Raw genomic sequence first — 12,160 nt, 5'->3', positions numbered from 1 at the left:
GGGTCCGACATCCGACTAGAGGATCGGCCAGTCGACGGGAACGCGGTCATCGGTCGCGAGCAGCCCGGCGAACCAGCCGTCGTCACGACCTCGCTGGCTCGTGAGGCCCTGACGGCACTGTCCTTCGTACCGGAACCCGAGCGCCCGCGCGGCGCGGGCCGAGGCGATGTTGCCTGCCACTGCACGCCACTCGAGGCGTACGACGCCGAGTTCGCGGAACGCCCAGTCGACGACCTCGCGTGCCGCTTCGACCAGATAGCCACGGCCGCGAGCACCGGCGGTGACCCAGTACCCGATCTCGGCGCTTCCGCCCGCCGGGTGCCCGACGATGCGGTGCAGCCCGATCGAGGCGACGAGCTCGCCCTCACGGTACGCGCACCAGATCGTCTGGGTCCCGTCGGCCCACCATTCTCCGATCAGACGCACGTATTCTTCGGCGTCGCCTCGGAAATAGGGGGTCGGCACGGTCGTCCACCGGGAGATCTCGGGATCCTGGCAGGCATCCGTGATCGTGTCGACGTCGGACTCGTCCGGCACGTGCAGGACGAGGCGTCTCGTGGTGAGGGTGACCGGTTCCATCCGAGAATCCTAAAGCCACGGGTGCGGGTGCCCGGAGGCGTCGGAGCCGGTGTCGGCGGCCGCGACTAAGCTTGTGCGGTGACTGTTCCGGGGATTCTGCGCGCCTTGGAAGAGGCGTCTCTTTTTCGTGACGCCCTCGGCTGGGCGCAGACCGATGCCGATCTGGGGCTCGTCGATGGTCTCGACGCTCCGGCACTCGCCGGGCTGCTCGAGAAGAGGCGCGCCGCCGGGCATCCGGCAGCGCTGCTCACCGTCGTCCCGACGGGGCGGCGGGCCGAGAGCCTCGCCGCAGCTCTCGGCGCCTACATCCCCGATGCCGAGGTCCTGACGTTCCCCGCCTGGGAGACGCTGCCGCACGAGCGGCTCAGCCCGAGTCCCGACACGGTGGGTCAACGATTGCAGACCCTTCGGCGCGTCGCCGAGTGGACCGGTGAGCACCCGCTCGTGGTGGTCGCGTCCGTGCGAGCCGCGCTGCAGCCGATCGCGGGCAACCTGGGGGAGATCGCCCCTCTCGCCCTGCGCGCGGGCACGCGGGGGCACGAGCTCGATCACGTCGTCGAGCAACTCGTCGAACGCGCCTACTCGCGGGTCGACATGGTGTCGCGTCGAGGAGAGTTCGCGGTCCGTGGCGGCATCCTCGACGTCTTCCCGGCGATCTCCGAGCATCCGTTCCGCGTCGAGTTCTTCGGTGACGAAGTCGATCAGATCCGCGCGTTCTCGGTCGCTGACCAACGTTCCCTCCCGGGCGACGTCGACGGCGTCGATCTTCCCCCGAGCCGGGAGCTTCTGCTGACTCCCGACGTGCGCGACCGCGCCCGCGCGCTGATCGGCGGGTTCCCCGCGATCGCCGGCATGCTCGAGAAGATGTCCGAGGGCATTCCGGTCGAGGGCATGGAATCCCTGCTCCCCGCCGTCTCCGGGCCGCTCAAGTCTCTCGCGGAGTACCTGCCCGAGGGCAGTGCCACGGCGGTCGTCGATCCCGAGCGCTCGAGTGCACGTGCGATCACACTCGGCGAGACGAACCGCGAGTTCCTGGATGCCGCGTGGAGCGCAGCCACCTCCGGCGCCTCGGCGCCCATCGATCTCGGTGCCGGAGATTTCCTGACGATCGCCCGATTGCGCGAGGTCGTGCGCGACCGGGGCGGAGTGTGGTGGCGGCTCAGTCCGTTCGCGATGGGCGGCGAGGAGGCCGAGACGATCGATGCCTCGGTCATCCCCTCGTTCCATGGCAACGTGGACGGCGCGATCTCTTTCGTCGACGCGAAGGTGGCCGAGGGATGGCGCGTGGTCGTCATCGCCGCGGGCGCCGGTCTCGTCGACCGTGCACGCGACGTGCTCTCCGATCGTGGCGTGGCCGCGCGCATCGTCGAGCGGCTCGACGATGCGCCGGACACCGGCGTCGCGACGCTCGTCATCGGATCCGTCGAGGCCGGATTCCAGATCGCCGAGGCGAAGCTCGCCGTCCTCACCGACAACGAGTTCTACGGGCGCACGATCGGCGGCGACCAGCGCGTCGTCAAGAAGCTCGCCTCTCGTCGCCGGAACGTCGTCGACCCGCTCCAGCTCAAGCAGGGCGATTTCGTCGTGCACAACACGCACGGCATCGGGCGCTTCGTCGAGATGACCCAGCGGGAGGTCTCCACCGGCGGTCGCAACGCGACCAAGTCCGTGCGCGACTACCTGGTGCTCGAGTACGCGCCGTCCAAGCGCGGCTACCCGGGCGACAAGCTCTTCGTGCCCACCGATCAGCTCGACCTGCTGTCGAAGTACGTCGGCGGCGAGGGCCCGACCCTGTCGAAGATGGGCGGCAGCGACTGGTCGCAGGCCAAGGGCAAGGCCCGCAAGGCCGTCCGCGACATCGCCGTCGAACTCGTCAAGCTCTACTCGGCGCGGATGAGCGCGAAGGGGCACGCGTTCGGGCCGGACACCCCGTGGCAGCGCGAGCTCGAAGAGGCGTTCCCGTTCGCCGAGACCCTCGACCAGCTGCAGACGATCGATGAGATCAAGGCCGACATGGAGCGCCCGATCCCGATGGACCGACTGCTGTCCGGCGACGTCGGGTTCGGCAAGACCGAGGTCGCCGTGCGGGCCGCGTTCAAGGCGATCCAGGACGGCAAGCAGGTCGCGATGCTCGTGCCGACCACGCTGCTCGTGAAGCAGCACCTCGAGACCTTCACGGAGCGCTTCGCCGGATTCCCGGTGAAGGTGCGTCCGCTGTCGCGCTTCCAGTCCGACAAAGAGGCCCGCCTCACCCTCGACGGCCTGCTCGACGGCACCGTCGACATGGTGATCGGCACCCACCGGATCCTCACCGACCAGGTCATGTTCAAGGACCTCGGGCTGATGATCATCGACGAGGAGCAGCGCTTCGGCGTCGAGCACAAGGACACGCTCAAGAAGATGAAGACCAACGTCGACATCCTCGCCATGAGCGCCACGCCCATTCCGCGCACGCTAGAGATGGCGGTGACGGGCATCCGCGAGATGTCGACGCTCGCCACGCCCCCCGAAGACCGGCATCCGATCCTCTCCTTCGTCGGCCCCCGCAGCGACAAGCAGATCACCGCGGCGATCCGCCGCGAGATCCTCCGCGAGGGCCAGGTGTTCTTCGTGCACAATCGTGTGCAGTCGATCCAGCGGGTCGCCGCGCAACTGTCGGAGCTCGTGCCGGAGGCGCGCATCGCGGTGGCACACGGACAGATGGGCGAACATGCGCTCGAGCAGGTCGTCGACGACTTCTGGGAGCGCAAGTTCGACGTACTCGTGTCGACCACGATCATCGAGACGGGGCTCGACATCTCGAACGCGAACACGATCATCATCGACCGCGCAGACAAGTACGGGCTGAGCCAGCTGCACCAGTTGCGCGGTCGCGTCGGGCGTGGTCGTGAGCGGGCGTACGCCTACTTCCTGTACGACGAGATGAAGCCGCTCAGCGAGACGGCGGCCGACCGTCTGCAGACGATCGCGGTCAACAACGACCTCGGCTCCGGAATGCAGGTCGCACTCAAGGATCTCGAGTTGCGCGGAGCCGGCAACCTGCTCGGCGGCGAGCAGGCAGGTCACATCGCCGGGGTCGGATTCGACCTCTACCTCCGGATGATCGGCGAGGCGGTCGCGACCTTCCGCGGCGAAGACGTCGACTCCGGCCAAGAACTTCGCCTCGAACTGCCCCTGGAAGCGCGGATCCCCGAGTACTACATCGACAGCGAGCGGCTCCGCCTCGAGGCCTACCAGAAGCTCTCGGCGGCGTCATCCGCGACGGCGAAGGACGATGCGATCGACCTGGTCATCGACGAGCTCACCGACCGCTACGGCACTCCGCCCGACGATGTCGAGGGGCTGATCGCGGTGGCCCGGTTGCGTCGCCGCGCCGCTCGGGCGGGACTCTCCGATGTGGTCGTCATGGGATCCAACCTCCGCATCGCGCCCGCCCGGCTGGAGGACTCGATCAAGGTGCGCCTGCAGCGCCTCTACCCCAAGGCCAAGCTGGTCGCGGGGGAGAGGCTCTCGTGGTGCCGATGCCGACCGTTCCCGCAGCCATCGGCGTCGGCGTCGAACCGCTGCCCGACGCCGAACTGCTGCACTGGGTCGCGCAGCTCTTCACCGCGATCTTCCCCGAGCCGGTCAAGGTCGAGTGATCCGCTACAGCGAGAACCCGCCGTCGGTGGTCAGCACCTGACCGACCACCCACGACCCCGCGTCCGTGCACAGCCAGCCGATCAATCGGGCGGGATCGTCGGGGCGGCCCACCCGACCGAACGGCGTCGCGGCGATCCAGGCGTCGACACCCGACAGGTCCCGATCGGTGGTCTCGGCATCGAGGTAGCCCGTGTTCACGGGGCCGGGATTGACGGTGTTCAGGACGATTCCCACATCGAGCAGCTCGGCGGCCGTCGCCCGTGTGATGCCGGCAAGCGCGGCCTTGCTCGCCGCATACGAGATCTCACCGCGCATGGCTCCGTGGATCTGACCGGAGGTCATCCAGACGACGTGACCCGTCGGTCTCTCGAACGGTCCGAGCGACGGGATGCTGTCTCCGGGGCGGGCGGTCGGTGTGACGTCTCCACCGAGCTCCTGGCGACGTCGACGGGCGAACCCGGCCGTCAGCAGCAGTGAGGCGCGCGCGTTGGCCTGCCAGTGCGCGTCGAGGCGGTCGGCCGTCATATCGAAGATCGTGCCGTCGCCGCCGCTCATCGCCTGGTTGCAGACGACGATGTCGAGCCGACCCGACAGCGCCGATGCCGCCTCGAGCAACGGCTCGATACTCTCGGCCGTACGCAGGTCGGCCTCAGCGTCGCCCATGACGGCGCCGGGGGTGAGCGTGTCGCGTATGCCCGCGCGCACCTCGTCGAGATCGTCCCCGCCCCACGGATGGTCGAGATCATGGGGACGGAAGTGGTGGAAGAACACGTTCGCACCGAGCGACGCGAGCGTCGTCGCGGTCGCGAAACCGATGCCGCGTCGGCGCGAGACACCGGTCACCAGCGCGGTGCGTCCGAAGAGGGGAAGGTCGGTGGAGTGCATGGGTGAGCCTATCGATCGATGGTGCCGCGGCCACGCCGAACGGCGGACGGCGGCGAAGAGAGGATCGAGTCACCTGCATTGCATGGGCAGAAGCGTAGCAGGGGCGCTACTCACTCAGGCCTCGAGCGTCAACGGGTTGTGCGATCGCGCCCGTGGTCCCCATGCTCGAGTCATGTGGATTCTCCTGATCCTTCTTCTGCTCGTGTGGGCAGGCCTGGCCGTCTTCGGCTTCCTGGTCGAGGGACTCCTCTGGCTGGCGGTAATCGCTGTCGTGCTCTTTCTCGCGACGGTGGTCGTGGGGATGCTGCGAGGTCGCGCCGCGACGAAGGAGTAGGGGTCAGCGCGATCCGGACGGCGCTACGCTGGCCTCATGTTGTACGAGCACCTCGGGGCTCGGCCCCGGATCCATGACACCGCCGTCGTCGCTCCCACCGCCGTCATCTCCGGCGATGTGACGATCGGACCCCACTGCCAGGTGCTGCATGGCGCCGTGATAACGGCGGAGGGTGGCCCCATCACTCTCGGCGAGCACGTGATCGTGATGGAGAACGCGCTGATCCGCGCGACCGCAGCCAACGCCGTGCATATCGGATCCCACACGCTCATCGGCACGCTCGCGAGCATCGCCGGTGCCACGGTCGGTGAGGAGGTGTTCTTCGCCTCCGGTGCGCGCGTCTTCAACGGCGCTCTGGTCGGCGACCGATGCGAGGTGCGTGTGAACGCGATCGTGCACAGGCGAGCTGTGCTTGCGGCGGGCACGGTCGTGCCGATCGGATGGGTCGCGGTCGGCGACCCGGTGCAGCTGCTGTCGCCCGATCGCGATGCCGAGATCACGGCCGCGCAACCGGAGCTCGACTTCCCCGGTCATGTGTTCGGTGTCGACCGCGACACCCCCGATCTGATGGTGCAGCTCACCGAGCGCTACGGCAGCTCGCTTGCGCGTCACGCGGCCGACGTACCGATCGACGACGTCGACCGGGCGGCGGATCCCGAGTGAGCACCGGCGCTGGACTCGTGCGCCCAGAGGTCAGTGAGGCTGATGCCACCTCGATCGCGCACGAGTGTTACGGCATCGAGGCCGTCGCCATTGAGCTCGGCAGCAACCAGGACCGCAACTTCGTGCTGGTCGAACCGGACGGCTCTCGCAGCGTGCTGCGCGTCGACAACCCGGTCTTCGGAGACGATGCCCGCGATGCCCAGCACCTCGCGCTCGACGCCTATCGCTCGGCGGGCGTCAGCGTGCCCTCGGTGCTTCCGGGCCTCGACGGCGCTCTGACGCAGCGATGGCGCGGCTTCGCGGTGCGCCGCAGCGAGTTCGCCGACGGCGAGGCGCTGGTCGATGCCGGGTACCTCGCTCCCGTCGTGCTCCGGGAATTCGGCGCGCTCGCCGCCGAATCCGTGAACGCGCTCTCCTCGATCGATCACCCGGGCCTCGATCGCGAGCAGATGTGGGACATGCGGGTCGCCCACGTGCAGGTGCGTGCGCTGGCCTCGTCCATCGGCGAGCCGGTGCTGCGACGGCGGGTTCTCGCGGCCGCCGACGAGGCGCAGGACGCGCTGTCGCCCGTGGCGAGTGCGCTGCCGGTGCAGCCGATCCACGGCGACCTCACCGACGACAACGTCATGGGCGCAAGTGGTGCCGACTCGCGACTGCATCCGAGCATCGTGCTGGACCTGGGCGACCTCGGCCTCGGATGGCGGGTGGCAGAGCTCGCCGTCTGTGCGGCGTCGATGCTTCACCACGAGCCCGCTCGTCCTCTGCGCATCCTTGACACCATCGATGCCTTCCATGCCGTTGCGCCGCTCAGTCGCGACGAGGCGCTCGCCGTCTGGCCGCTCATCGCGCTGCGGGCAGCGCTGCTCGTGGCGAGCGGGTGGCGACAGCTCGAGATCGACGGCGACAACGACTACGCCCGCGAGCGCGTCGCGGGGGAGCAGGCCATATTCGACGCGGCGACGGCGATTCCGCTGGCCGAGGCGACCGAGCACGTGCTGGCGAGGGTGGGATTCGAGGCGCCGGTATTCGACGTGGTGCCGGTGTCGGGCGAGGTCATCGGATTCCTTCCCGACGTGAGCGGTCCGCTCGTCGTCGTCGATGCCGGCGTCGAAGCAGACGCGCTGGATGCCGGTCGCTGGGAAGCCTCCGACGCCGAAGAGCTCCTGGTGGCGCACGCTTTCGACTCGGGGGCGCGCGTGGCGGTGATGCCGTACGGCGAATTCAGGCTCACGCGAACGGCCCTCGACGCCGCCGATGCCGCCGACACCTGGCCGGCCGAGACCGAGCTGCACATCGCGCCAGGACCGTCTTCGCGTCTGCTCGCTCCGGTCGCCGGAGAGATGTCGGTGGTCGCAGGCCACGTCCGCATCACGACGAGCGACGGGTGGATGGTGGAGATCCGTGCCACCGACCTCGAGCCGGTGCGTTCCGCCGCCGTCGACGCGGGAGAGAACATCGGCAAACTCGCCGCGTCGTTCGACAGGAGGACCGTCGTTCTGGCGGTGCGTCGTGCCGACGCTCCCGAGCACGGCGAGGTCGCCGGGGCTGCCCGGCTCATCGCGCCTGAGCGCGTCGCCGCGTGGGCGCGACTCACGGCGGACCCGGCTGCACTGCTCGGTCTTTCGTCGAACGCACGTCGGGACGAGTCGGCCGAAGAACTCCGACGCCGCGAGAGCGTCTTCGCCGAGGCGCAGGAGCGCTACTACGAGCACCCTCCGCAGATCGAGCGGGGCTGGCGCCATCATCTGATCGACACGACCGGCCGAAGTTACGTCGACATGGTCAACAACGTCGCCGGTCTCGGGCACGGGCATCCCGCGATCGCCGCTGCGACTGATCGTCAGCTGCGCATGCTCGCCACCAACTCCCGCTTCCTCTTCCGGGACCTGGCCGAGTACAGCGAGCGTCTGATCGCCCTCATGCCCGAGGGGAGCGGACTCGACACCGTGCTGCTGGTGAACAGCGGCTCCGAGGCCGTCGATCTCGCGCTCCGGCTGGCGCAGGCGGCGACGGGCCGACGCACGGCCGTCGCACTGCGCGAGGCATATCACGGCTGGACCATGGCGAGCGACGCCGTCAGCACGAGTGCCTACGACAACCCGCACGCCCTCGAGTCCCGTCCCGATTGGGTTCACATCGCAGACGTGCCGAACCCGTTCCGAGGCACCCACCGCGGTGACGGTTCGGGCGATCGCTACCTGGCCGATCTCGACGCCGACCTCGATCGCCTCACCGCCGAGGGCAGCGATGTCGCCGCCTTCCTCTGCGAACCGGTGCTCGGCAACGCGGGAGGGGTCCTCCTGCCCGAGGGATATCTGACCGGGGCGTACGAGCGCGTGCGCGCTCGGGGCGGCCTGTGCATCGCCGACGAGGTGCAGGTGGGGTTCGGGCGCATGGGGTCGACGTTCTGGGGTTTCGAGCAGTCGCACGCCGTGCCCGACATCGTGACGATCGCGAAACCGATGGGCAACGGCTTCCCGATCGGCGGCGTCATCACCTCGAAGCGGATCGCCGGTTCCCTGAGCGACCAGGGGCAGTTCTTCTCGTCGTCAGGAGGGAGCAGCCTCAGCTGCCGCATCGGCCTCGCGGTGCTCGACGCGATGATCGAGGATGACGTGCAGCGCAATGCTCTCGAGATCGGCTCGCGTCTCGCCGAAAGCCTCCGTGAGTTGGCGCACCGGCATCCGCTCGTCGGCCCCGTGCACGGGGCCGGACTCTACCTCGGTGTCGAGCTCGTGCGCGACCGCGAGACCCTCGAACCGGCGGCGGCCGAAGCAGCCGCGATCTGCGAGCGGATGCGCGAACTCGGGGTGATCGTGTTGACGACCTCGGAGCGTTCGAACGTGCTGAAGATCAAGCCTCCGCTGTGTCTCACCGCCGCGAGCGCAGACCACGTGGTCGCCACGCTCGATCGAGTACTCACCGAAGGATGGTGACGGATCCTTCGAATATCGCGCGAAACGGTCATGTTAAATGCGCATTTCGAATCGGATCACCTCTTCCGCTGATGAATAGTGCGGGTCCATACTGTTGCTCACAGAGCCGGACGACCCGACTTCCGGCCCCTGCGCTGTTCTCGAGGGAGTGCACATGGCCACGAAGACGAAGCCGCTCGCGCAAGGCGGCGGAACACTCAGGCGCAATCTCGGTCTGTGGGCGATCGTAGGACTCGGTCTCGGCTATATGACTCCGACGGTCGTCTTCGACACGTTCGGCATGGTCGCCCGTGACACCGACAACGTCGTCCCCGCCGCCTATCTCGTCGCGCTCGTCGTGATGGTGTTCACCGCCATCAGCTACGGCAAGATCTCCCGCGCCATCCCGAGCGCCGGCTCCGCCTACACATACGTCCGCGAATCGATCCATCCGAACCTCGGCTTCATGGTCGGTTGGACGTCGCTCATCGACTACGTGCTCCTGCCGATGGTGAACTGCCTCATCATCCGCAGCTACCTCGAGGCGCTGTTCCCCGACATCCCCGGGTGGATCTGGGTGGTGCTGTACTGCATCCTCGTGACGAGCATCATCTACATGACCATGCGCGGCACCTCGAACATGAACATGATCCTGCTCGTGTTCTCGATCGTCGTGATGGTCGTCTTCGTCGTGATGGTCGTCGCGCAGCTGATGCGCGGCGAGGGCGCTGCGACGATCGCCTCGGCGGCCCCGTTCATCCACGACGGCGCGACCATCAGCGCGGTGCTCATGGGAGCCACGATCGTCTGCTTCTCGTTCATCGGTTTCGACGCCGTCACGATGTACGCCGAAGAGGCGAAGGACCCGAAGATCATGCCGAAGGCGATCCTCCTGACCGTGCTGCTCGGTGGTGCGATCTTCCTGATCGCGGGATACGTCACCCAGCTGCGCTTCCCGGATTGGAACGAGTTCGCCCCGGGCGGCGACATGCAGTACGTCGAGGACTCGACGCTGCCGGTGATCGGCCAGCTCGTCGGCGGCGACGTGCTGATGGCGGTGCTGACGGCGGCCGGGTTCTGCGCGACGCTCGCCTCGGGCCTCGCCTCGCACGCCTCGGTCTCCCGCATGCTGCTCGTGATGGGGCGCAACAACGTCCTTCCGCAGAAGGCGTTCGGCTACATCAACCCGCGCACCCACACGCCGACCTTCAACATCGTGCTCGTCGGAGCGATCTCGCTGCTGGCGATCCCGTTCACGCTCGAGCTGATCGCGGCCTGGATCAACTACGGCGCCCTCATCGCCTTCACGTTCGTGAACGTGTCGGTGATCGCCTGGTTCGCCGTGCGCAAGGGGCGGCGCAAGACCCCGCGGGACATCGTCAACTACATCGTGATGCCGGGTATCGGCATGCTGCTCACCGGGTTGCTCTGGGCGAACCTGCACTCTGATGCCCTCATCGGCGGCCTGACCTGGACGGCCCTCGGCCTGATCTACCTCGCCGTCATCACGAAGGGCTTCCGCAAGAAGGTGGTCGCGTTCGATGAGAATCAGGCGGTGACCGGATTCAACAAGGTCGTGAAGGTGCCGGTCGACGAGAGGTGACCGATGCAGAAGAGCCGCCTCCGGGAGGGAGGCGGCTCTTCTGTCGCATGCCGTGTGCAGCGGGTGCGGTCAGATGACGCCCTGCGCGAGCATCGCCCCGGCGACCCGCTCGAAGCCGGCGATGTTCGCACCGGCCACGTAGTCGCCCGCGACGTCGTAGCGCTCCGCGGCGTCGAACGCCGCGCTGTGGATGTCGGCCATGATCTCGCGCAGCTTGTTCTCGCTGGCGTCGAAGCTCCAGCGCTGGCGGGAGGCGTTCTGGCTCATCTCGAGCGCAGAGGTCGCCACGCCACCGGCGTTCGCCGCCTTGCCCGGCGCGAAGAGCACACCCGCACTCTGGAAGGCCTCGACTGCGGCGGGCACGCAGGGCATGTTCGCGCCCTCCGACACCGCCCGCACGCCGTTCGCAAGGAGCGCCTCGGCCGCATCGAGGTCGAGCTCGTTCTGGGTCGCAGACGGCACCGCGATGTCGACGGGCACCTCCCAGACGCTGCCGCCCTCGACGAACCGCGCTCCGGGGCGCCGGTTCGCATACTCGACGATGCGGGCGCGCTCGACCTCCTTGATCTGGCGGAGAAGGTCGACGTCGATCCCGGCGTCGTCGACGACGTAGCCGGAGGAGTCGGATGCGGTCACGGCGGTCGCGCCGAGCTGCGTGGCCTTCTGGATCGCATAGATCGCGACGTTGCCCGAGCCCGAGACGCCGACGCGCTTGCCGTCGAGCGAGTCGTTGTGAACCCCGAGCATCTCCTGCGCGAAGAACACGGCGCCGTAGCCGGTGGCCTCGGTGCGCACCTCGGCACCGCCCCAGCCGGTGCCCTTGCCGGTGAACATGCCCGACTCGTGGCGGTTGGTGATCTTGCGGTACTGGCCGAACAGGTAGCCGATCTCGCGACCGCCCACTCCGATGTCTCCTGCGGGGACGTCGGTGTGCTCGCCCAGGTGGCGGTACAGCTCGTTCATGAACGACTGGCAGAAGCGCATGATCTCGCCGTCGGAACGCCCGTGCGGATCGAAGTCCGAGCCGCCCTTGCCGCCGCCGATGCCCTGACCCGTGAGCGCGTTCTTGAAGATCTGCTCGAACCCGAGGAACTTGATGATCGACAGGTTGACCGACGGGTGGAACCGGAGGCCGCCCTTGTACGGGCCGAGCACCGAGGAGAACTGGATGCGGTAGCCGCGGTTGACCTGCAGGCGACCCGCATCATCGACCCACGGGACCCGGAACAGGATCTGGCGCTCCGGCTCGACGAGCCGCTCGAGAATGCCACCGTCGACGAACTGCGGGTTGCGCTCGAGCACGGGGGCGATCGAGTGCAGCACCTCGTGCACGGCCTGCTGGAATTCGGGTTCGTGCGGGCTGCGGGCCAGCACGGTGTCGAAGACGGGCTGCACGGATTCGGCGAGCGGGTGGAAGTCAGCGGAGGACGAAGAGGTCACGCGAGAGCTTTCTGACGGGGATGGGAAGAGAGCGATCGTGTCGCGTGAGGGCTCGCCGGATCGGGCGGAGTTTTCACTCTATCGGGCACCGGCACGTGA

At 68.1% G+C, this 12,160-nt stretch carries 7 protein-coding genes and 1 pseudogene; 5 read left to right on the top strand and 3 right to left on the bottom strand.

The features are described from left to right. Window positions 1-15 precede the first annotated feature (15 nt). Entirely contained in the window at window positions 16-579 is a 564-nt protein-coding gene (locus ACZZZN_RS10030) for a GNAT family N-acetyltransferase (protein WP_463505005.1), read from the bottom strand. A gap of 78 nt (window positions 580-657) precedes the next feature. Between ACZZZN_RS10030 and mfd the strand changes: the two are divergent. After that, a pseudogene (gene mfd / locus ACZZZN_RS10025) lies at window positions 658-4,220 on the top strand (transcription-repair coupling factor). Window positions 4,221-4,224: 4 nt separating this feature from the next. On the opposite strand, the gene ACZZZN_RS10020 reads toward mfd, so the two are convergent. Further along, a complete protein-coding gene (locus ACZZZN_RS10020) occupies window positions 4,225-5,106 on the bottom strand; it encodes an SDR family oxidoreductase (protein WP_463505004.1) in 882 nt (293 codons plus the stop codon). 172 nt (window positions 5,107-5,278) lie between these two features. Between ACZZZN_RS10020 and ACZZZN_RS10015 the strand changes: the two genes are divergently transcribed. The 4 genes from ACZZZN_RS10015 to ACZZZN_RS10000 all read left to right on the top strand — a co-directional run bounded on the left by ACZZZN_RS10015 (window position 5,279) and on the right by ACZZZN_RS10000 (window position 10,621). After that, entirely contained in the window at window positions 5,279-5,440 is a 162-nt protein-coding gene (locus tag ACZZZN_RS10015; protein WP_463505003.1) for a hypothetical protein, read from the top strand. Window positions 5,441-5,476: 36 nt separating this feature from the next. Further along, window positions 5,477-6,103 (top strand): gamma carbonic anhydrase family protein, encoded by a 627-nt coding sequence (locus ACZZZN_RS10010; RefSeq protein WP_463505002.1) that lies wholly within the window; start codon window positions 5,477-5,479, stop codon window positions 6,101-6,103. Then, a complete protein-coding gene (locus tag ACZZZN_RS10005; protein ID WP_463505001.1) occupies window positions 6,100-9,039 on the top strand; it encodes an aminotransferase in 2,940 nt (979 codons plus the stop codon). Before ACZZZN_RS10010 ends, ACZZZN_RS10005 begins: the two co-directional genes overlap by 4 nt. A gap of 154 nt (window positions 9,040-9,193) precedes the next feature. Next, complete coding sequence (locus ACZZZN_RS10000; protein WP_463505000.1) at window positions 9,194-10,621, top strand: APC family permease; 1,428 nt, start codon at window positions 9,194-9,196, stop codon at window positions 10,619-10,621. 69 nt (window positions 10,622-10,690) lie between these two features. Here the strand turns inward: ACZZZN_RS10000 and gdhA are convergent, their stop codons facing one another. Continuing rightward, on the bottom strand, window positions 10,691-12,061 hold the full coding sequence (gdhA, locus tag ACZZZN_RS09995; RefSeq protein WP_463504999.1) for an NADP-specific glutamate dehydrogenase: 1,371 nt from the start codon (window positions 12,059-12,061) through the stop codon (window positions 10,691-10,693). Between the last annotated feature and the right edge of the window lie 99 nt (window positions 12,062-12,160).

Source organism: Microbacterium sp. AC145 (genome assembly GCF_979258505.1).
This window is presented reverse-complemented; position numbering and strand designations above follow the sequence as displayed.

Coding starts and splice junctions, on each gene's coding strand:
- ACZZZN_RS10020 (WP_463505004.1), bottom strand. CDS start 5,106: ATGCACTCCACCGACCTTCCCCTCTTCGGACGCACCGCGCTGGTGACC.
- ACZZZN_RS10030 (WP_463505005.1), bottom strand. CDS start 579: ATGGAACCGGTCACCCTCACCACGAGACGCCTCGTCCTGCACGTGCCG.
- ACZZZN_RS10010 (WP_463505002.1), top strand. CDS start 5,477: ATGTTGTACGAGCACCTCGGGGCTCGGCCCCGGATCCATGACACCGCC.
- ACZZZN_RS10015 (WP_463505003.1), top strand. CDS start 5,279: ATGTGGATTCTCCTGATCCTTCTTCTGCTCGTGTGGGCAGGCCTGGCC.
- ACZZZN_RS10000 (WP_463505000.1), top strand. CDS start 9,194: ATGGCCACGAAGACGAAGCCGCTCGCGCAAGGCGGCGGAACACTCAGG.